Below are 22,669 nucleotides of genomic sequence, written 5' to 3' on the forward strand. Positions count from 1 at the left end.
TGAATTCTTCCGCAACATCTGGATGGTGGAGAAGGTGAGAAAGAACTTTGATGAGGATGAAATCGAAATCCTCCGTCGTATCTATCGTGAGGGAAAAGATGCATGTGAGTTTGATATCGACAATGTAGATCTGGTTGCCGACATTACTCATTATTGTATCAAGGGCTTGGAAGTACCTTTCATCTATGGCCGTTTGGGACATGGCATGAATGTGGAGGCAAGCAAGCCGTTGGTTGCCAAGGTGGTTTATGGCGCCTTGGGTAAATCGGGATTGAAACTGTAATCGCAATCGTTCAAGGTTGATAGATGTTTCCCGATTGTGCAATCGTTCATAAGAAAAACAATTTGATCATTCATTGATTATTCAAATAGATCATTAATTTAATAAATACAAAAAGAAATGGGATTATTAACAGGTAAGACAGCCCTTGTAACAGGTGCTGCTCGCGGCATCGGTAAGGCTGTCGCAATGAAATTTGCTTCTGAGGGTGCTAACATCGCATTCACAGACCTCGTACTCAATGATGATATGGCTGCTGGCTTGGAGGCTACACGCAAGGAGATTGAGGCTCTCGGCGTAACATGCCGTGCGTACGCTGGTAACGCTGCTGACTTCGAGGAGACAGAGAAGACTGTGAAGCAGATTCATGCTGATTTCGGTTCTATCGATATTCTCGTTAACAACGCTGGTATCACTAAGGATGGCTTGATGCTCCGTATGTCTGAGGCTCAGTGGGATGCTGTATTGAACGTAAACTTGAAGTCTGCTTTCAACTTTATCCACGCTTGCTCTCCTATCATGCTCCGTCAGCGCAGCGGTTCTATCATCAACATGGCTTCTGTGGTAGGTGTTCATGGTAACGCAGGTCAGTGCAACTATGCAGCTTCTAAGGCTGGTATGATTGCTTTGGCTAAGTCTATCGCTCAGGAGTTGGGTCCTAAGGGTGTTCGTGCCAACGCTGTAGCTCCTGGCTTCATCGAGACAGCCATGACAGCTCAGTTGCCAGAGGAAATCCGTAAGGACTGGATGAAGAAGATTCCTTTGCGCCGTGGTGGTCAGACAGAGGATATCGCTAACGTTTGTCTCTTCCTCGCTTCTGATATGTCTAGCTACGTAAGTGGTCAGGTTATTCAGATCGACGGTGGTATGAACATGTAATCTATTGGCATCTGTTTTAACAACAACATGCAGGTAGTTTACGAAGACAACCATATAATTATCGTCTCTAAGAGAAGTGGTGAAATCGTGCAGGGCGACAAGACCGGCGATGAGCCTCTCTCAGAGACGGTAAAACAGTATATCAAGGAGAAATACCAGAAACCGGGTAATGTATTCCTGGGTGTGGTGCATCGACTTGACCGTCCGGTTTCGGGACTCGTGGTGTTTGCCAAGACTTCGAAGGCACTGAGCCGACTGAACACCATGTTCAGGGATGGCGAGGTTCACAAGACCTATTGGGCGATTGTGAAGAACATGCCGAAGGAGACCGAGGCGACATTGACCCATTGGATTGTAAGAAACGAGAAGCAGAACAAGAGCTACGCTTACGACCATGAGGTGAAGAACTCGAAGAAGGCGATATTGAAGTATAAGGTGATAGGTCATACCGATCATTATACACTTCTGGAAGTGAACCTGATGACGGGAAGACATCATCAGATCAGATGTCAGTTGGCTAAGATGGGATGCCCTATCAAGGGCGACCTGAAATACGGTTCCCCTCGCAGCAATGCTGACGGCAGTATCTCGCTTCTTTCGCACAGGGTAGAGTTTGTGCATCCCGTATCGAAGGAAACCATCGTGGTGGAGGCTCCTCTGCCAGATGACAACTTATGGAGAGCTATCGCCCCTTGATGAATGTCGGGGGGAGTTAGTTTCTCATGATTCTCACAGAGATGATGGAATCCCTAGGAATTCATCATACTCCAAATACTAACTTGTTGATTCGTTCTGAATATTTTTAGTAAAATAACATGCTTATGAAGAAGTATGCGAAGTGGGTGGGTGTGGCACTTCTGATTCCATTCCTGCTTATCATATTGTTGGCTGTGTTGCTTTACTTGCCTCCTGTACAGAATTGGGCGGTGAAGCAAGTAGCTTCTTATGCTTCTGAATCGACGGGCATGGATATTTCTGTAAAGGAAGTAAAGCTTGTCTTCCCTCTTAAGCTGGGAGTGGAAGGTGTAAAGGTTTTGCAACCAGTCGATTCGCTCAGGAACAGCCCTAACTTAACTTTAAGAAACAGAAAAGATACCGTAGCCGACATCCAGAAGATGGTGGTAGATGTGCAATTGCTACCACTCTTCAGTAATCAGGTAATGGTAGACGAACTGAACTTCACGAAGATGAAGGTGAATACCACCAATTTCATCCACGAGGCCCGTATCAAGGGCGATGTGGGCAAACTCCAGTTGAAGGCACATGGCATAGACCTGGGCAAGGAGCGTGTGAACGTGAACCATGCGCTTATAGCAGATGCCAGACTATCGGTGGAACTCAGCGATACCGTTCCGCCAGATACCACGCCAAGCAGCAACTACTGGAAAATCAGCATACAGCAGCTGAAACTAAAGAACACCGACTTTACCTTACACATGCCTGGAGATACCCTCCAGGTGAATGCTTACATGGGTGATGCGTTGGCTCGCACCACCTATCTCGACCTGTATAAAGGTCTCTACCAGATAAGACATCTGGATTGGAAGAACGGCAGGGTGAACTACGATCAGAATTACGTGCGTCCTGTTTCGGGAATGGACTTCAACCATCTTGCCTTCTCGGATATGGCATTGAAGGCTGACTCCTTCTATTTCTGTGATTCCAGGCTTGATATCAAGATTAAGGAAGCCAAACTGAAAGAGAAGTGCGGCTTGAAGATAGACCAGCTTGCTGGCCGCTTTGTGATGGATTCGTTGAAGATGCAGCTGCTGGATATGGCACTTCGCACGCCGGTTTCCAACCTGCAGGCTTCCGTAGATATGGATTTGAATGCCTTTGACGAGAAAGCGCCAGGAAAGCTGATGGCCCAGGTGAAGGGATCCCTGGGTCGTTCAGACCTCTTCCTCTTCGTGGGCGATGCGTTGCCGAAACCAATGAAGAACCGTTGGCCTTACTATCCGATGAAACTGGAAGGCACCTTCAAGGGCAACATGCAGCGTGCCGCTTTCTCGGGAGTGAAGATAGATTTGCCAACCGTCTTCCAGTTGACCTCTGATGGCGTCATCGCCAATATGCACGATATGGATCGCTTCAAGGCAAACATCAACCTGAAGGCGAAGACCTATAATTTAGGTATGGTTACCGCCATGCTCGACCCGTCGCTGATGCAGGAAATCCGCATACCAAACGGCATCGGCATCCAGGGCAATCTGAAGATGGACGGTACAAAATATGGAGCCAAGCTGGCGCTTACCGAGGGTGGGGGAAGCATGAAGGTAGATGCTACCGTCGATGCCAAGACCCGCAAGGATGGAAGTATCGACATGAATCGCCTGGCTTATCAGGCTAGAATCCATGCGCGCAATATCCATGCGCAGCATTTCCTGCCAAAACAGGAACTCTATACCTTTACCGGAGATGTGGAGGCCAGGGGTATGGGCACCGACTTCCTCTCGCCAAGAACCCGATTGGTGGCAAAGGCGAAGGCAAGCCAGTTGCATTATGGCAAGTATAACCTCCATCATGTATTGGCAGGCGCACAGATAGCCAATGGTAAGATTCACGCCAAGCTGGATAGCAAGAACGAACTGCTGGATGGCGTGATTTCGGTAGATGCCCTGGCTAGTACCAAGAAATTGCAGGCTACTTTGGTAGCCGACGTGCGCCATGCTGATATGTATGAGTTGCAGGTTACCAAGAAGCCGGTTTCAGCATCGCTTTGCGGGCATATTGATATGCATTCTGACTTGAAGGACAGTCATCAGGTTTGGGCTTTGATGGATGATATCACGATACGTACGCCAGACAGTATCTATCGTCCGGGCGGTATGAATGTAGATATCAAGACCAGCAGGGATACTACCCATGCCATTGCCGCATGTGGCGATTTCCGTCTGAACATGGATGCACATGGTGGCTATGAGAAGCTTCTGGACCAGGTGATGGGATTGAAGAAAGAACTGGTTTCCCAATTCAAGAACCATCATATTGACCAGGTGAAGATTCGAAACAGTTTCCCGCTTGGTCATATCTATCTCACTACGGGAAAGAATAACTTCATCTCGCGCTTCATCCAGTATATGGGATACAACTTCAAGTCGGCGGAGATGGATTTCAATTCTTCTCCTGTAGCCGGACTTGAGGGTTATCTCAACATCGATTCGCTGGTGGCCAGCGGCATGCAGATAGATACCATCCGTGCCACGGTTCATACCCAGTCGGACACCATCCGCTATTCGGCTCGCATACAGAACAACAGGAATAATCCGCAGTATGTGTTCCGTGCCCTGCTGGATGGAGAGGTGCAGGATTTGGGTTCCAACCTGAAGGCACGTATCTATGATGCCAATAACCGCCTGGGAGTGGACGTGGGTCTGGCTGCCATGTTGCAGCCTAACGGTGTGAAGCTTACCCTTATTGACCCGCATCCGGTGTTGGGATACAAGAAATTTACAGCCAATGAGGATAACTATCTGATGTTGGCTGACGATGGCCGTGTATCTGCCAACCTGGTGTTGAGAGGGTCGGGTGGCATGGGTATGCGTGTTTATTCCAACGATGAGAACGAAGATGCATTGCAGGATATCACTGTCAGCATGAGCCAGTTTAATCTCGACAAGGTGCTGAGTGTGATTCCTTATATGCCGGATATTTCGGGTATCATGGATGGTGACTTCCACGTGATACAGACCAAGGATGAGTTGTCGGTATCTTCTAACCTGAAGATAGACAACATGGTATACGAGAAATGTCCGATGGGCAATGTGGGTTCTGAATTCACCTATATGCCAAAGAGCGACGGATCGCACTATGTGGATGGTATCCTGACCTATAATGGCGAGGAAGTAGCCACGGTTACGGGTACCTACAAGTCAGGAGGCGCAGGCGAGCTCGATGCCGAAGTCGGTTTGGAGCGACTGCCTCTGCACTTTATCAACGGTTTTATTCCCGACCAGCTGATGGGTCTGAAGGGATATGGAGAAGGCAAGCTGACCATGAAGGGAGCGTTGAGCAACCTGGATATGGATGGCGAGGTATATCTGGATTCTGCTTATCTGGTGAGTGTGCCATACGGCATCTCCATGCGATTTGCAAATGACCCAGTGCGCATCATCGACAGTAAGCTGCTCTTCGAGAACTTCATGATGTATGCCAACAACGAGAGTCCGCTGAATATTCAGGGCGACTTGGATTTCACGAATGTGGAGAACATGAAACTCAATGTGCGCATGCGTGCCCAGAACTTCCTGCTCATCGATGCCAAGGAGAATGCCCGTTCGGAGGCTTTCGGAAAGGCGTATGTCAACTTCTATGGCAGTATGCAGGGAGCCTTGAACAATCTGAAGATGATGGGTAAGATAGATGTGTTGGGCAAGACCGATATGACCTACGTACTGCGTGAGTCGGAGTTGACCACCGATACCCAATTGGAAGAACTGGTGAAGTTCACCGATTTCAAGAGTGGTAAGCAGGTGGTGGTAGCCAAGCCAACCCTGGAGGGTTTCGATATGCTGATGAGCATCTCCATCGATGAGTCTGCCCATATCCTGTGTGCTCTGAATGCAGAGAAGACCAACTATGTGGATTTGTTGGGTGGTGGCGACTTGCAGATGAGATATAATACGGTGGATGGCATCCGTCTGACGGGTAGATACACCCTGAGTGATGGCGAGATGAAATACTCGCTGCCTATCATTCCGCTGAAGACCTTTGATATCCAGGATGGAAGTTACATCCAGTTTACCGGCGATCCATTCAATCCTACCTTGAGCATCACGGCTACGGAGAACATCAAGACCACCGTGAATGAAGGTGAGGGCAGTGGACGATCAGTGGATTTCATCTGTGGTGTGAAACTGAGTCAGACTCTGGAAAAGCCGGGCATCCAGTTTATCATCTCCGCGTCGAACGACCAGACCGTGCAGGATGAGTTGAATTCGATGAGCGTTGAGGAGCGGGGCAAGATAGCCATCACGATGTTGGCATCCGGCATGTATCTGGCGAGTGGTTCAACGAGTTCGTTCTCGATGAATAGTGCCCTGACTTCCTTCCTCAATTCGGAAATCAACAATATCGCAGGTACAGCCATGCGAAGCATCGGACTCGATGTGGGCATGACGGTAGATAACCAGACCAATGCGGCGGGTTCCGTGCATACCGACTACAACTTCAAGTTTGCCAAGCGATTCTTCAACAATCGTCTGAGCTTCACAGTGGGCGGACAGGTTTCTACGGGAGCCGAGTTGGATAATGCGAATTACAACAAGAACGAATCGTTCTTCAACAATGTCGAGGTGCAGTATCGTCTGAACGAAGGTGCCAGCATGTATGTGCGTGCCTTCTACAACGCAAACACCTACGATTGGCTGGAAGGACAGATTGGCGAATATGGTGCCGGTTTCACCTGGCGCAGAAAGCTCTCGAAGTTCACGGATATCTTCCGTTTGAAGGCAGACAAGCAGGATTCCGAACTCATGCCGAATTCAAGAATGAAGAGGGATTCCGTCAGTAAAGATTCAATTAAAAACAAGTAATCATGAGAAAAGAGAATAGACTTCACCTTATTATATATATGGCAGCATCCACGATGCTGTCATCCCTCCTCTTTACGGGGTGCTCCTCTACGAGTGCCCTGAAGGAAGGCGAGCAGCTTTTTGCGGGATTGAAGCCTATCGAATATACCAACTACGAGGAGAACAGCTATGCCGACTCTGTGAAGGAGGAGATGGAGTATGCCCTGGCATCCGCTCCTACGGGTGCCTTTATGGGTAGCAGCTATTACCGCACCCCATTCCCGGTGCGTCTGTGGATATGGAATGCTTTCTCGCCATCGGATAATGGACTTTCCCGATGGATAACCAAGGTGTTCGGATCCAAGCCTAAGCTGATGGAGAATGTGAATCCGCAGTTGCGTGCGCAGGTGGCTGAGCACCAGTTAGATAAATACGGCTATTTCAATGGAAAGGTGGATTATGAGGTGCAGACCCAGAGCAATCCGAAGGAGGCAAAGGTGGCTTATAAGGTTGATATGGGCCATCTCTGGCGCCTGGATTCCGTAGCTTATCTCAATTTCCCGGAGCATGGCAGGCAACTCATCGATTCCACCATGTCGCAGGCGCTTATCAGAAAGGGTAGTCCTTTCAATGTCTCGAAACTGGAGCAGGAGCGCCAGCGACTGACCCGACTTTTCCGTAATCATGGCTATTATTTCTATCAGAACAGTTATGCTTCCTATCTTGCCGATACGGTGAATGTGCCGGGCAAGGTGAATGTGCGACTCTCGATGGTTGACAGCATCGAACCGGAAGCCAAGCGACAGTGGTATATCGGCAACATCAACATCAACTTCAAGAAACAGTTTATGGAGGAGATGACCGATTCCTTCGTGCGTCGATATCTGAGCTTCCGGTATGCAGGCAAGAAGATGCCGATTCGTGCAGGTGTGGTGCTCCGCGAGCTGAAGCTGCGACCACGCAAGCTCTATATGGTGGATGATGAGACCACGGCGAAGGCAGGATTGCAGTCGATGGGACTCTTCAGTTATACCAACCTGCAGTTTGTGCCCCGATCTACCCAGACCTTGGATAGTTTGGGAAATGTGCAATATTGCGATACCCTGGATGCCAACATCGACCTGGTGTTCGACAAGCCATACGATTTCTATATCGAGGCGAATGCCAAGGGCAAGACCACGGGTAGAGTAGGACCGGAGCTCGTGGTGGGTTTAACCAAGCGCAATGCCTTCCGTGGAGGAGAGAAACTGGATATCAACTTTCATGGAGCGCACGAGTGGCAGACCATCACCGGACAGGGCGGCAGTTCTAACAAGATCAATTCCTATGAGTTCGGTTCAGATGTCTCCGTATCCTTCCCAAGCATCATCACGCCTTGGAATGCCTTCCGCACCATGGCGCAGAACGAGCGCAGGTTTCGCAGGGGACACATCCCACGCAGATATTACGGTACTCCAACCACCACGGTGAAGGCATCCATGAACGTATTGAACCGTGCCGGCTATTTCCGCAGACATGTGGCTGGAGGCGAGTTGACCTACGATTGGGCCACTTCCTATCAGCATCGCCATTCGTTCAGTCCGCTGATTCTCTCGTATGAGTATATGAACTCCTCTTCGGCAAAGTTTGACAGTATCCTGGCAAACAATACGTATATCGCAACTACGATGGCCGACCGCTTTGTGCCTAAGATGAGTTACACCTATACCTATCGCAGTGCGCAGAAATACCGCAGTCCTATCGTATGGTCTACCACGGTGAGTGAGGCGGGTAACATCCTGTCGCTGGGTTATCTTGCCAGTGGCAGGAAATGGAACAAGGAGGGCAAGACGCTCTTTAAGAACGAGTATTCCCAGTTCTTCAAGGTGGAGACAGATTTCGTGAAATACTGGCGTATCAACGAGAACTCTACGTTGGTGGGACATTTGAACGGCGGCGTTATCTGGAGTTATGGCAATTCCGATACGGCTCCTTATACCGAGATGTTCTATGTGGGCGGTGCCAACAGCATCCGTGCCTTCAATGTGCGTGGCGTTGGTCCGGGAGAGCAGAACTACAGTGCCGTAGGAAACAAGTATGCCAACATCCTTCGCACGGGCGACATCAAGTTGCAGGCAAACCTGGAGTATCGTCCTAAAATCTGGGGCGACCTTTATGGCGCCTTGTTCCTGGATGCCGGAAACGTATGGATGAAGGATGCCGATTTCTCGGAGTATGAGGCATTCAAGTTCAACAGGTTCTATAAGCAGCTTGCCGTGGGCACGGGTCTGGGTATCCGTTACGACATGGGCATGTTTGTGGTGCGTGTGGATTGGGGTATCGGTTTGCATCTGCCGTATGATACCGGCAAGAGCGGATTCTACAATATCCCAAGCTTCAAGAAGAACCAGAGTCTTCATCTTGCCGTGGGTTATCCATTCTAAAGCAAGTTTGCCCCACACGCCCTGAAAGGGCAGAAGCACCTAGCCCAGGGCATCGCCCTGGGTCTTGAAGGCCAATAATAATGCGCCCTGAAAGGGCAAAAGCCTCCAATTTTAGCGTGTAAATCTCCACAAAACATTTAAATGTTGGTATAAATCAAAAAAAAGTAGGAAAACTTGTCGTTAGGTGCGTTTTTTTTATTACTTTTGCAGTGTTTAAGATATAAACTATCAACTATTAAATAAAAAAAGATTATATGAAACCTACATTATTGCTTTTGGCTGCTGGAATGGGTAGCCGTTATGGTGGTTTGAAACAGCTCGATGGTCTGGGCCCAAATGGTGAGACAATCATGGACTACAGCATCTACGATGCTATTCAGGCTGGTTTTGGAAAGATTGTTTTCGTTATCCGCAAGGATTTCGAGGATCAGTTCCGTGAGAAAATCCTCTCTAAGTACGAGGGTCATATCCCTGCAGAGCTTTGCTTCCAGGCATTGGACGATCTGCCAGAAGGATTCAGCGTACCAGAAGGTCGTGAGAAGCCATGGGGTACAAACCATGCAGTGTTGATGGCTAAGGACATCATCAAGGAGCCATTCTGCGTTATCAACTGTGATGACTTCTACAACCGTGACTGCTTCATGGTTATCGGTAAGTTCCTCTCTGAGCTTCCAGAGGGTAGCACCAACAAGTATGCTATGGTAGGTTTCCGCGTAGGTAACACCCTGAGCGAGAATGGTACCGTGGCTCGTGGTATCTGCTCTAAGGATGAGAACGAGAACCTGACTACTTGTGTAGAGCGCACCGAGATTATGCGTATCAACGGTGAGGTTTCTTACAAGGACGAGGAAGGCAAGTGGGTTGCCATCGGCGACAATACTCCTGTTTCCATGAATGTATGGGGCTTCACTCCAGACTACTTCGATCACAGCGAGGCTTACTTCAAGGAGTTCTTGAGCGATCCTAAGAACATGGAGAACAAGAAGGCTGAGTTCTTTATCCCATTGATGGTTAACAAGCTCATCAACGAGGGTACATCTACCGTGAAGGTGCTCGATACAACAAGCAAGTGGTTTGGTGTAACTTACGCTGCTGACCGTCAGAGCGTGGTTGACAAGATCCAGAGCCTCATCGACGAGGGTGTATATCCAAACAAGCTCTTCTAATTCAAGTAGATGGATATCAATTTAAATAAGATAACAGATCAGGAAGCCGCTATTCTCCGTGAGATGATAGCGGCTTCTCAGCATATTGTCATCTGCGCCCATAAGTCGCCGGATGGTGATGCCATCGGTTCGTCCCTGGGATGGGCCTATTATTTGCGTTCTCTGGGCAAGGCTCCTGTCATCTGTGTGCCTGATATGATTCCTGATGCCCTTTCCTGGATGCCGGGATGTGGTGATATTCTGCGCTATGACAAGCGTCCAGAGCAGGTGCAGAAGGTCTTTGATGAGGCCGACCTCGTGTGCTGTCTTGATTTCGGAAGTGTGGGTCGTCTCGACGAGATGGACCCTGTGCTGATGGGATGCAAGGCCCGGAAAGTGGTGATAGACCATCATCTGGCTCCTAACCTGGAGGTGGATCTGAAGATTTCTGATCCGCATGCCAGCAGTGCCAGCGAGTTGGTATTCCGGGTAATATGGCAGTTGGGCGGTTTCCCTGAGTTGGATAAGACCTGGGCTACCTGCGTTTACTGCGGTATGATGACGGATACGGGTGGATTCACCTATAATTCCTCTAATCCGGATATCTACTATATCATCTGCCAGCTCCTTACCAAGGGCATCGACAAGGATAAGATCTATCGCAATGTCTTCAACAATGCCCGTGTATCTGCAGTAAGATTCCGTGGTCATCTGATGAACGAGAAACTGCAGGTCATCGAGTCGCTCCATGCCAGTTACTATACGGTAACCCGCAAGGAACTGAAGCAGTATGATTTCATCAAGGGCGACCTGGAGGGTCTGGTGAATGTGCCGCTTACCATCAAGGGCCACAAGCTTTCCATCTCTCTTCGTGAGGATACGGATATTGACAACCGCGTGTTGGTAAGTCTCCGTTCGGTGGATGATTTCCCATGCAACAAGATGGCAGAGCAGTTCTTCAATGGCGGTGGCCATCGCAATGCTTCGGGTGGCAAGTTGCTTTGCAGCATCGAGGAGGCAGAGAAGATAGCACAGAAAGCCATTCTGGCTTTTGCTGATTTATTGAAGTAGGAATGCTTTTGTTTTTTCGTTAGAAATAGCTTAAAAAATAAGAAAACAACGCTGAAAGGGGTGTCAGGATGATAATAAGTGATAAATAATAATAAAATCGTCCTCTTCCTCTCGGTGTTGTCTTTTCTTTTTTGTACCTTTGCCGAATAAATCAGATTTTTATAATAATAATGAAGAAATTTTTATTTGCTATAATGGCTTTTGCGGCTCTTTTCTCGCTTGCCGCATGTAATGATACGGAGACTTATAAGGAGCAGCGTGACCGCGAGTTGGACTCTATCAGCTCTTTCCTGCGCCACGAGAATGTGAAGGTGATTTCTGAGGAAGAGTTCAAGAGTCGTTGGGAAAAGAAGCAGAAGGACAATAGCGTGGTTCTTACTGATACTTCCAAGAACAACAACGAGTATGTACTCTTCAACAGTAATGGTATCTACATGCAGGTGTTGGACATGGGCTGCGGCGATTATATCCAGAAGGGTGAAACCACCGATGTGCTCGTCCGTTTCTATGAGTACAACTTGGGTCTTAAGGCTGCCATCTGCAATGAGTCATTGCAGTTGACTAACAATACCGTGGTTTATTCCTATATGCTCGACAAGATGAGCGTAACCAACAACTCGGGAACCTTCACAGGCTCTTTCGATACATCCAACAGTCTGATGGCTGCCACATATAACAGCAGCACTTATTATGGTACCAGTGGTACCGTGCCAAGCGGCTGGTTGATTCCGTTCAGCTGGGTGAAGATTGGTCGTCCTAAGACAGATAGCGAGCATGTAGCCCATGTGCGTATCCTGGTTCCTCATTCATACGGCACCACAGCCGCTTCTGGAAGCGTTTATGCCTGCCTCTACGACATGACCTTGCAGCGAGGCAGATAATATAGTGTGACTATTAACTTTAAAAGATATATTTATGACACTGATTAAGTCAATTTCTGGTATCCGTGGAACAATCGGCGGTCCAGCGGGCGATACATTGAATCCGCTCGACATTGTCAAGTTTACTTCTGCATACGCTACCTTCATCCGTCGTAGCGGTGCTTCTAAGAGCAACACCATCGTAGTAGGTCGTGATGCACGTATCTCTGGCGAGATGGTGAAGAATGTGGTTTGTGGCACCTTGATGGGTATGGGCTACGATGTGTTGAACATCGGCTTGGCTACTACTCCTACCACCGAGTTGGCTGTTACCATGAGTGGTGCGGCTGGTGGTATCATCATCACTGCTTCTCACAACCCACGCCAGTGGAACGCCCTCAAGCTTCTCAACGAGAAGGGTGAGTTCCTTACAGCAGCTAACGGTAATGAGGTGTTGAGCATCGCAGAGAAGGAAGACTTCGAGTATGCTGATGTTGACAACCTTGGTAAATATACAGAGGATAATACCTTCAACAAGCGTCACATCGACTCAGTGCTTGCATTGAAACTCGTAGATGTTGAGGCTATCAAGAACGCTCACTTCAAGGTTTGCGTTGATGCCATCAACTCTGTGGGTGGTGTCATTCTCCCTGAGTTGCTCAATGCACTTGGCGTAGAATATACATTCCTGAATGGGGAGCCAACTGGTGATTTCGCTCACAATCCAGAGCCATTGGAGAAGAACCTCGGTGGTATCATGGACGAGTTGAAGAAGGGTGGTTATGATATGGGTATCGTTGTTGACCCTGATGTTGACCGCCTGGCATTCATCTGCGAGGATGGTAAGATGTTTGGCGAGGAATATACCCTGGTAAGTGTAGCTGATTATGTATTGAGCAAGACTCCAGGTAACACCGTAAGCAACCTTTCATCAACCCGTGCGCTCCGTGATGTAACCGAGAAGCATGGTGGTTCATATTGCGCTTCAGCCGTAGGCGAGGTGAATGTAACTACCAAGATGAAGGATGTTCACGCTGTGATTGGTGGCGAAGGCAATGGTGGAGTTATCTATCCAGAGAGCCACTATGGTCGTGATGCCCTCGTTGGTATCGCTCTCTTCCTGAGTAGTCTGGCTCACAAGGGCTGCAAGGTGAGCGAACTTCGTGCCAGCTTCCCTAACTACTTCATCGCCAAGAACCGCATCGACCTGACTGCTTCTACCGATGTAGATGCTATCCTCGTCAAGGTGAAGGAGATGTATGGTAAGGAGAAGGATGTCACCGTTACCGATATCGACGGTGTGAAGCTCGACTTCCCTGATAAGTGGGTTCACTTGCGCAAGAGTAACACCGAGCCAATCATCCGCGTATACAGCGAGGCTTCTACCATGGAGCAGGCTGATGAGCTGGGCAAGAAGCTCATGCAGGTGGTTTATGATATGCAGTAAGATACATATATAATCTCCCGTTTTTCACGGGAAACGACAAGGGTCTATATGCCACGATGAACAGGTGGCGTATAGACCCTTGATTATATGGTGATATTCGTAATCACATTAGCTTTTGGGCTTTCAGCCCGTTTTAACCGTACAGGTTAAAAAAGTTTTTTGTGAGAAAAAGTCTCAAAGTCTCATTTTTGAGAGTTGGTAATGATGTAATTATTTGATTGATAGTAAGATATAAAAATGAGACTTTTCTGATTCTTTTACAAGAAGTATCATTAAAGTCTCATGGAAGTATCATAAACTACCCATTCGGGGAATTTATGTCTAGAAAAGCAGGAATAAAAGTAGAGAAGTGTCTACTATTTCAGTTAAATAAGGTCCATGGGCATGGTCTCTTGATGCCCGTTACATGGGCACTTAGAGACCATGTACTGGGCATCGAAAGACCATGTGCTGGGCACTGGTTGCCCACACCATGGGCATAGAGTGCCCAACGTTTGGGACTGTTTTTGGGCACTATCGCGGGAAAACGACAAGGGTCTATATGCCACGATGAACAGGTGGCGTATAGACCCTTGATTATATGGTGATATTCGTAATCTACATCTCCGCTTTCTGTTTTTTATGAATTGCTCAGATTCTTAATGATTTCCAAAGACAGCTGGGTAGCTTTGGCAACCTGTTCGGCAGAAAGTCCCATTGCCAGCAATCGTTGTGCTGTTTCTGTGTTGGCCTCATGTTTGCCTTCTGCTCTACCTTTCTCCATACCTTCAGCAATTCCTTTTTCCTTACCTTTCTGGTAGCTGTCATCTATGAGGGTTCTTTCAACGCTTACGGAATCCCAAAACTTGTCGTAGGCTCTGAGTTCGGCATCCGAGAAACCGGAAATCTCCAGCTCCTCTACGGCTTTTCCTATCTCCGGATCATTAAGCAAATCGGCAGGAATATCCTTCGTATTGGAATTAATTTCTGTGAGGAAACGGAGCCACAATACCATCATGCACTTGTCGGCAATGGAATGAGGAGTGAACTTAGGGAGTTCTATGAAGGTGAAATGCAAGCCTTCGATGACCTTATTGCTGTCCTTATCGTGCACGATGCGGTAGTTGTGGATGAAATCGGGAGTATCATGCGCAAAGATATCATTTATCAGGTTGAGAGAATACACTGGTTGCAGTTCGCTGTATTTTCCGCCCTTTTTAGCCTGACTCACATAGAGCTTGGATGCATTGAAAAGTACTCGCTGCTGGAATGCATCAGACCATTCCATCTGCATTTCCACGCAGAACTTCCTGCCTCTGACGTCGGTGCAGAGTACATCCACAATGGTGTTTTTGCCCCCTTCGAGCTGGGGCACTAGTTCTGTAGGCAGATACTTTATCTCGTGTATCTGCTCTTCTTCGCTGAGTGGCAGGAGTGCGTTCAGAAGGCTGATCAGTCTTTTAGGGTGATTGCCGAATATCTTCTTGAACGTGAGGTCTGCCTTAGGATCTAAGTACTTCATAACCATCTGTTTTAAAATTCTCTAGCGCAAAGTTACGACTTTATTTTCAAACCTGCAAGAGTTTTCTGTGAAAAGTTACAGAAAAAGTAAGAGATTGCGTTTTTTTATGTGACAGGACAAGGGTCTATATGCCACGATGAAAAGGTGGCGTATAGACAATAGCTCTGGACAAAGTGGGGAGCAGTAAGTCTATATGCCACGATGATAGGTGGGCGTATAGACCCTTCGTCGTGTTCTAGTTCCCGTTCGGTGGATAATATGGCTGTATGGTGGTTTCGTGCTGCCTGTTTTCATGGTTTGAAGTACCTATTGTTTTAAAATATCTTAATATCCCACTTTATGCTCAATGTTTATTTGGTCGTGTGTGTCGAAAAGTGTAACTTTGCATTGATATTATGTGTCAGAAAGTGTAAGCTTTCGATATTATCATGTGTCGAAAAGTGTAATGATCTGACGGTTTTATGTGTCTAAAAGTGTAAAGTTAAATAATAAAGCTGATTGTTTTACTCCTAAACTGGGCAGGAGTATAAGTTGCCCAGCAAACATATCCCCCGCACTTCACGGGAAACGACAAGGGTCTATATGCCACGATGAAAAGGTGGCGTATAGACCCTTGATTATATGGTGATATTCGTAATCTACATCTCCGCTTCCTGTTTTTTATGAATTGCTCAGATTCTTAATGATTTCCAAAGAAAGCTGGGTAGCTTTGGCAACCTGTTCGGCAGAAAGTCCCATTGCCAGCATATTCTTTGCTATATCCTGAGCTTTCTGATTCATACCGATTTCAATACCCTCCGCAAGACCTTCACGCTTGGCTGTGTCTACGGAATTCTTGATGTCGCGATATGCCATCTTGCTGGTCTCGTACTCCCTCATCTCCTGCGGAGTGAACTTGGCTATCTCGGCTTCCTCGAAGAGGCGGTCGAAAACCTTGTCGCACAGTTCTTTAGGGCGCTGGGTAAGCTTATAGAGGTTCTTCAGTGCATAGAGCCACTTCTCGTAGAGCGTATCCAGTTCTCCTAATGTCTTATTGAACTTGGCAATCTCTACATAAATATATTCGAGTTTGTCGTAAAATACTTTGTGGGTAGCTGTGTCGCACAACTGCACATGATGGCGGATTTTCTCCTTGTCGAAGGCGTCCTCGTTCATGCTGAAGTTGAGCAGGGCTACGGTATAGACATGATTGAGTTTGAAATCCCATTCACTTCCCTTAGGTGCCTGTTCGCGAATCGGGAAAGTGGAGTAGAAAAGGGCGCGATCCTTGAAATACGTCTGATAAGCGTTCTGCATTTCTACGATGAACTTCTCGCCGTTTTCGCCTTCGCAATATACATCAAAGATGGCTCTGCGGTCGGTATAGATATCTCCTACGTGCTCTGGCTTCAGATACGATACGTCCTTCACAACCTGTTTGCCATTAAACAAGCTGTTGAGGAAGCAAATGAGCAAATCCTTGTTCATTGCTGTTCCGAAAATTCGCTTGAAACCGAAGTCGGTCAGCAAGCTGATATATCTTTCTTCTACCTGCTTCATAATCATCTGTATTAAAAATCCATGCCGCAAAGTTACGACTTTATTTTCAAACCCGCAAGAGAATTCTGTGAAAAGTTACAGAAAAAGTAAGAGATTGCGTTTTTTTATATGACAGGACAAGTGTCTATATGCCACGATGAACAGGTGGCGTATAGACACTTGATTTGTGGCATGGAATGGCTATCTTTTATCTTTTAAAATACGGGAATCCAAATTTTCCCGAAACTGTTCTCCCGTTTTCTTTGCACTTTCAAAATAAAAGCTTATCTTTGCAACCAACAAGAAGTAGAACTTTAAAATGAATAAGTATGGCTTTAAAAATTAAAACTCGTGAAGAAGCAATTGCTGTATTACGAGATATGGTTAGACGTAAAAAAGAAATGGAAGCAAAGGCTCAAATAGACTTTGCTAGAGCACGAGAGGAGGCTGCAGACTGTTATGCATGCCTTTAACTTAACTCGCCTCAATTTTCATTCCATAATACAGGAAGCCCACGGTGCTATACGCTTCGGGGACTTTTACTATTTTCTTCCTTACTGCTAAGGAAAAGACTTTACATTCGAAACTTTCTGAAAGACTCAGGAAAGAGAAGTGAGAGAAGCTGGAAGCCTGGTGCGCCGGCGGGGGATACACGCTACTTCACTTCATTCCTAAACTCCACCTTCCGCCTCCGGCTTGCCGAGGTACGTTTTGTGGCTTCTCTGCCCGCACCTATCTGTACCGCATTTTCAAGTTAAAGGGAGGCTGTACCCTACCGAATGATGGGAGAAAATGGCTGAAGATATAGCCCCAGAGGATAAAACAGGACTAACCATTTTTTCGCGAAATAACCAGGAAAGCACATCACGAAATGAAAACATACGTTAAAAAAGTGTCCATTTGCCCCACCAAATGGACACCTAAGTGTAAAAAGTGAACCCCTTTTTCCGAAAAAAACACTATATTTGCACCATGAATGAAATATTAGAAACCATGCCAAGGATAGAACTCGCCCTGATTATCATCGGGGTGGCTGCACTCATGTTAGGTATTATCTTCGCATATCTTTCTATTTCTGGCATCGATATTCATCATGCTGTTAAACCTCCTGTATTTACTGGAGTGAATTTCGGCAATAAGCAGACAAATATTAATAACAAATATAATATTAAATTATGAAAAAAATTACCAATCAATTCAATGTGTCGCATGTCGACCGTATGAACTATGGGGGGGGCAAAGTTCTATAGATTTGCCCTGTTCCCATTGATGTTGTTGATGTTGTTGTTTGTGCCTACACGTATGGTGGCGGAGACCACAACAGAAGACCCTCGCTATGTTTTGTTCAAAGGCTTGGAGGGTATAACCGATGTTACCATTACTGACAATGGCAGTTATCCTTGGCAGGAGCTGGACTTGAACGCAGAGGGAATGACAAATCTTGGCTTCACAATTCCAGAAGGAAGCAAAGGACTGATGTCAAGTAATTATAATGTGGACGGAAGTTCTTCAGAGACTGTAGTCAATTTCACAGTAGAAAAGCCTATGTTATTGACATTTAAGTATCTCGTTTCTTCTGAATATAATTTTGATAAAGCCACTATTACTTTAGATAACAAAGAGCCTTGGACGATTAGCGATAAAAAGCAAATAGAGATTAAAGCATTATTATCTGTTGGCGAGCATTCTTTGAAGTTGTCTTACACAAAAGATGGCTCAGGTAATGAATATGCCGACCGCACATGCATATATGATCTGAAAACAGCAACCACTTTTTCTGAATATGTTGCAGACTACGTTGCTACGAACTCTACATTGACTTTCAAAAAAATCACTTCAGACAATCTGGAAGGTCTTGATTTAAGCCGTTTGGCTATGGTAGATAACATCGATGGGGTGCAAGATGTGTGCACTAATTACAGTAGTATCAAGAATATCGTTTTCGATGAGAGTTTCAAGACTTACGCTCCTACATCGTTGAGAGAATTCTTTAAAGGCTGCGAAACCTTGGAAACAATTTCAGACCTTGAATATTTGAATACAGCGAAGGTGACGGATATTGGCAAAATGTTCCATGGCTGCTCCGCTCTCACCTCTCTTGACCTCACTAACTTCAACACAGCGAATGTGGAGTTTATGGACAATATGTTCGAAGGCTGCTCCGCTCTCAAATCTCTCGACCTCACTAACTTCAACACAGCGAAGGTGACGTATATGAGCTGTATGTTCAAAGGCTGCTCCGCTCTCGAATCTCTTAACCTCACTAACTTCAACACCGAGAATGTGACGGACATGAGCTGGATGTTCTATGGCTGCTCCGCTCTCAAATCTCTCGACCTCACTAACTTCAACACAGCGAAGGTGACGTATATGATCCATATGTTCTATGGCTGCTCCGCTCTCAAATCTCTCGACCTCACTAACTTCAACACAGCGAAGGTGACGTATATGAACAATATGTTCGAAGGCTGCTCCGCTCTCACAACCATCTACGTCAGCAACAAGTTTGTAACGGACAATGTTAGTAACGGTTCTGATATGTTCACTGGTTGCAAAAGTCTCAAAGATTATAGCGATAGCAAGACCGACCACACCTATGCCAACTGCGGTACGACTGGTTATTTTACTCCTGTATTTGATTATGCCGAGTTTGACAATGCTACTGGAACGCTTACATTCAGACGCAGCCTTTCCAAGCCTGCAGGAGCTTATGACCTTAATGTGGAATCTAACGATCCGGGGTGGAATGCCCAAAGTGCAAATATCAAGAAGGTGGTCTTCGATGCTTCGTTTGCCAATGCAAGACCAACGAGCTGTTGTCGGTGGTTCGCAGATTGCTTTTATCTGACCGAAATTGAAGGTATTGAGAATCTGAATACCCAGAATGTGACGGACATGAGCTGGATGTTCACTTGCTGCTATGCGCTTACCTCGCTCGACGTCTCTAACTTCAATACTCAGAACGTGGAAGATATGACAGATATGTTTCTGGGCTGTGAAGGACTCTCTTTGCTCGACCTCTCTAATTTCAATACAGAGCGCGTGGAGAATATGTCCTCTATGTTCTCTGGTTGCTCAACTCTCCAAACTATTTTCGCCAGCGATAAGTTTGTTACGGACCAGGTTTTTGGGGGTGATGATATGTTCATTGGTTGCGAGAATCTTAAAGGTTTTATAGATTATATCAGTGACTCAGGCAAGGACAATAACAAATACGCTAACTATAAGACTGGCTACTTCACCAAGCTGGTAGGTAAGAATGGTGAGAAGAAGATAGGTGCAACGGGAGATGCTCTTACTACGGAGAATCTTGTTCTTGACGACGGCAAGGATTTCGTGGCTTACGAGCCGTTCGCAGCCAAGGCTGCATCTTACAACCGCACTATTAATCCTGGCACAACCTGGGCTACGCTCTGCTTGCCATTCGAGGTATCGCTCGAAAATCAGAACTTCCGTGCCTTCAAGCTCCTTTCGGCTGATGATGTAGCTGAAACTGTAGAACTCGAAGAGATAGAGACAAGCATTGCTGCTGGTACTCCTGTTATCATCAAGATGAAGGATGGAGCAAATTCGCTCAGCATCTCTGAAGCCGACAAGGCAATAGCAAAAGATGTTCAGGCCTCAGAAACTGCTAATGGCAACTATCAGCTCCAGGGTATCTATACCCAAAAGGTGTTCGACAAGGATGCTGATAACAACTGCTACATCGTGAAGGGCAACAAGCTGATGAACCCTGCCAAGCTGTTGGAGAACTCAAGCACAACACAGGTGGGTAGCAAGCCTTTCCGTGCTTACATGGTAGACAATACTACTGCTCCTGCTGCTGGCGCCAAGATGTTCAGCATCGCCATCGGTGGCGGCACAACAGCCATCGACAGCCTCAACACCATTGCAGACGACAAGGCTGTATATTATGACCTGCAGGGCAATCGCCTCAACGCTCCTCAGAAGGGCATCAACATTGTGAAGCGTGGCGGCAAGACAATGAAAGTTATCATCAAATAAAAAAAACTGAGAATTATGAAAAAGAAAAGATATATCAAGCCAGTGGTTAGCGTCATGGAAATGGAAACCACAGCCATCCTTGCCGGCTCTGTTATCCAGAAAGCGGCAGAAGAGGATTATAGCGAAGAGTCGGTTAGTAACTATCGCGATGCAAGTGGCAGCATTTGGGCAGACTAAAAAGTCTCACCTTTAATAATAATGATACCCCATGGCACTCATGCCATGGGGTATTTTCGTTCTTACATTGTCTTTTATTGTCATTTACTCAACTTTCGCATGTGGTTTAAGTACGGACTGAAGGTTCAAAAGCTCCTAGCCCAGGGCATCGCCCTGGGTATGATGGCAATCAGCAAGACGCCCTGTAAGGGCAAAAGCTTTATGTTTTGCCTGGAGTTTTAAAGCTTTTGCCCTTACAGGGCGACAGGTTTGCGTCCGTAATTACCCAGGGCGATGCCCTGGGCTAGGGGCTTCTGCCCTTTCAGGGCGTGTCTTATTCCTGGTGAAGGTTGACAATTAATATTCGTTATTCTTAAGCAAGATTGTCTGTCTCCTGCTTGGTTCCTAAGCCACTTTTAATCTTTCAAGCATCCGATAGGAACTACAAAAACACCGTCTTTTCTTCGATAAGCAAAATCGCCTGTTCCCGTAAGTACCATCATGAAAGAGGGATAATTCATTTTTTCAGTATTTATTTTGTCTGCAAGTGATAGCAGGTTGGCTGCACCTTCGTTGATGAGTTTCTCGCCACCTAACTTTATTTCGATAAGTCCATATTTTCCATTGCGCAGATGCACTACTGCATCACATTCCAACCCGTTTTTGTCGCGATAATGGTACACTTCTCCGTCCAGCACATCTGCAAAGACTCGCAAATCACGAATACAAAGGGTTTCAAAAAAGAGTCCCATTGTATTGAGGTCGTTAATGAGGTCTTTAGGACCCAGTCCCAATACTGCCGTTCCAATAGACGGATCTATAAAGTAACGGGTATTTGCTGTACGGATAGCCGTTTTGGAACGTAGATTAGGATTCCATGCTTCGGAATCCTCTATGACAAATATTTTGCGTAATGTTTCCAGATAGCTTCCTGCTGTCTTCACGCTAATTTCATTTTCGTCATTTGTCATCATATCTGCCACAATCGTTCCGATGGTTGCTTGCGAACCTTGGTTTCTTGCATATGAACGTAATAGCAATCTTGTAGTCGTTGCATTGCGATTTACTCCATCTACTCGCGAAATATCTTTCTTGATGACCGCATCCACATAGTCGAATGCCTGGTCCAACGCTGCTTCATCTTTTAATCCACAAGCAAAAGGCCAACCACCGCGGCAAATCAGATATGCCAAGTCTTCTATTTTCAGTTTGTTAATGGCAACTATCTTTTCTGGTGTTTCAAATAAATGTGCCAAACTTATCTTTCCGTTTGATTCACCTGACTCGTAGAGACTCATTGGTCGCATTGTTAGCCAGCTGAACCGCCCTGTTCCTGAATGATGTATATCTTTTTCATCTGCAGGAACAGCGGAGCCAGTCAAGATAAACTGTCCCACGTCACGTCTATGGTCGATCTCAAATCTGATGGCATCCCAAAGTTTAGGAGCTAGCTGCCATTCATCAATAAGTCTTGGTGTTTCGCCATCCAGCAAGACTGAAGCATCTATCTCTGCCATCTGCAGATTGGTATCCAATGAGGCAGGATTATCCATATACAGGATACTGTTTGCCTGTTGTTCGGCGGTGGTAGTTTTTCCACACCATTTTGGGCCTTCTATCAATATAGCCCCCTTGCTTGCCAGTTTCTTTGACAGCATTTGGTCTGCAATTCTATGTTTGTATTCCATATTTTCTATTATTTGATTTTTGCATGCAAAGATACAACTTTTTTTCGATATTTCCTCAGTTGGCCGTATTTTATTTCCTCAGTTGGCTGAATTTCGTTTCCTCAGTTGGCCGTATTTCGTTTCCTCAGTTGGCTGTATTATCATATAAAATCGCCCAACAGGTGGTGTGCGCTTGCACATCAG

The 22,669-nt window shown here is 46.4% G+C and carries 16 protein-coding genes (1 of these 16 cut by a window edge); 13 read left to right on the forward strand and 3 right to left on the reverse strand.

Annotation, left to right across the window (positions count from 1 at the left end; genetic code table 11):
• The 9 genes from V8Z93_RS06015 to glmM all read left to right on the forward strand — a co-directional run.
• Positions 1–283 carry the 3' portion of a TetR/AcrR family transcriptional regulator gene (locus V8Z93_RS06015; RefSeq protein WP_203041789.1) on the forward strand. The gene continues 314 nt to the left of window position 1, outside the view, so 283 of the gene's 597 nt are visible here — the last part of the coding sequence; the start codon falls outside the window, past its left edge; its stop codon occupies positions 281–283.
• A gap of 117 nt (positions 284–400) precedes the next feature.
• Positions 401–1,159: a 3-oxoacyl-[acyl-carrier-protein] reductase gene (fabG, locus tag V8Z93_RS06020; protein WP_089544922.1), complete on the forward strand. Its 759-nt coding sequence runs from the start codon at positions 401–403 to the stop codon at positions 1,157–1,159.
• 27 nt (positions 1,160–1,186) lie between these two features.
• Positions 1,187–1,855: an RluA family pseudouridine synthase gene (locus V8Z93_RS06025; protein ID WP_203051776.1), complete on the forward strand. Its 669-nt coding sequence runs from the start codon at positions 1,187–1,189 to the stop codon at positions 1,853–1,855.
• A gap of 125 nt (positions 1,856–1,980) precedes the next feature.
• The gene (locus tag V8Z93_RS06030; protein ID WP_439432682.1) at positions 1,981–6,693 is read left to right on the forward strand and encodes a translocation/assembly module TamB domain-containing protein; all 4,713 of its coding nucleotides are present in this window, start codon (positions 1,981–1,983) and stop codon (positions 6,691–6,693) included.
• A gap of 2 nt (positions 6,694–6,695) precedes the next feature.
• A complete protein-coding gene (locus V8Z93_RS06035; protein ID WP_439432683.1) occupies positions 6,696–9,095 on the forward strand; it encodes a BamA/TamA family outer membrane protein in 2,400 nt (799 codons plus the stop codon).
• 254 nt (positions 9,096–9,349) lie between these two features.
• Positions 9,350–10,261: a nucleotidyltransferase gene (locus V8Z93_RS06040; protein ID WP_217764702.1), complete on the forward strand. Its 912-nt coding sequence runs from the start codon at positions 9,350–9,352 to the stop codon at positions 10,259–10,261.
• A 15-nt stretch (positions 10,262–10,276) separates the two neighbouring features.
• On the forward strand, positions 10,277–11,311 hold the full coding sequence (locus V8Z93_RS06045) for a DHH family phosphoesterase (RefSeq protein ID WP_439432833.1): 1,035 nt from the start codon (positions 10,277–10,279) through the stop codon (positions 11,309–11,311).
• 170 nt (positions 11,312–11,481) lie between these two features.
• A complete protein-coding gene (locus tag V8Z93_RS06050; RefSeq protein WP_439432684.1) occupies positions 11,482–12,192 on the forward strand; it encodes a DUF4827 domain-containing protein in 711 nt (236 codons plus the stop codon).
• 34 nt (positions 12,193–12,226) lie between these two features.
• Positions 12,227–13,618 (forward strand): phosphoglucosamine mutase, encoded by a 1,392-nt coding sequence (gene glmM, locus V8Z93_RS06055; RefSeq protein WP_439432685.1) that lies wholly within the window; start codon positions 12,227–12,229, stop codon positions 13,616–13,618.
• 619 nt (positions 13,619–14,237) lie between these two features.
• On the opposite strand, the gene V8Z93_RS06060 is transcribed toward glmM, so the two are convergent.
• Positions 14,238–15,125: an Rpn family recombination-promoting nuclease/putative transposase gene (locus tag V8Z93_RS06060; protein ID WP_439432686.1), complete on the reverse strand. Its 888-nt coding sequence runs from the start codon at positions 15,123–15,125 to the stop codon at positions 14,238–14,240.
• Between the two features lie 654 nt (positions 15,126–15,779).
• On the reverse strand, positions 15,780–16,664 hold the full coding sequence (locus tag V8Z93_RS06065) for an Rpn family recombination-promoting nuclease/putative transposase (protein WP_439432687.1): 885 nt from the start codon (positions 16,662–16,664) through the stop codon (positions 15,780–15,782).
• A gap of 302 nt (positions 16,665–16,966) precedes the next feature.
• On the opposite strand from V8Z93_RS06065, the gene V8Z93_RS06070 reads away from it, so the two are divergent.
• The 4 genes from V8Z93_RS06070 to V8Z93_RS06085 all read left to right on the forward strand — a co-directional run bounded on the left by V8Z93_RS06070 (position 16,967) and on the right by V8Z93_RS06085 (position 20,819).
• Positions 16,967–17,110: a hypothetical protein gene (locus tag V8Z93_RS06070; RefSeq protein WP_439432688.1), complete on the forward strand. Its 144-nt coding sequence runs from the start codon at positions 16,967–16,969 to the stop codon at positions 17,108–17,110.
• Positions 17,111–17,609: 499 nt separating this feature from the next.
• Positions 17,610–17,816, forward strand: coding sequence for a hypothetical protein (locus V8Z93_RS06075; RefSeq protein ID WP_439432689.1), 207 nt, complete (start codon positions 17,610–17,612; stop codon positions 17,814–17,816).
• A gap of 48 nt (positions 17,817–17,864) precedes the next feature.
• On the forward strand, positions 17,865–20,642 hold the full coding sequence (locus V8Z93_RS06080) for a BspA family leucine-rich repeat surface protein (protein ID WP_439432690.1): 2,778 nt from the start codon (positions 17,865–17,867) through the stop codon (positions 20,640–20,642).
• A 15-nt stretch (positions 20,643–20,657) separates the two neighbouring features.
• Positions 20,658–20,819: a hypothetical protein gene (locus V8Z93_RS06085; protein ID WP_439432691.1), complete on the forward strand. Its 162-nt coding sequence runs from the start codon at positions 20,658–20,660 to the stop codon at positions 20,817–20,819.
• Positions 20,820–21,214: 395 nt separating this feature from the next.
• Here V8Z93_RS06085 and V8Z93_RS06090 read toward each other — a convergent pair whose 3' ends face one another.
• Positions 21,215–22,486, reverse strand: a complete 1,272-nt coding sequence (locus V8Z93_RS06090) for an ATP-binding protein (protein ID WP_439432692.1) — start codon at positions 22,484–22,486, stop codon at positions 21,215–21,217.
• Between the last annotated feature and the right edge of the window lie 183 nt (positions 22,487–22,669).

Source organism: Segatella copri (assembly GCF_051861805.1).
GTDB classification, from domain to species: domain Bacteria; phylum Bacteroidota; class Bacteroidia; order Bacteroidales; family Bacteroidaceae; genus Prevotella; species Prevotella copri_M.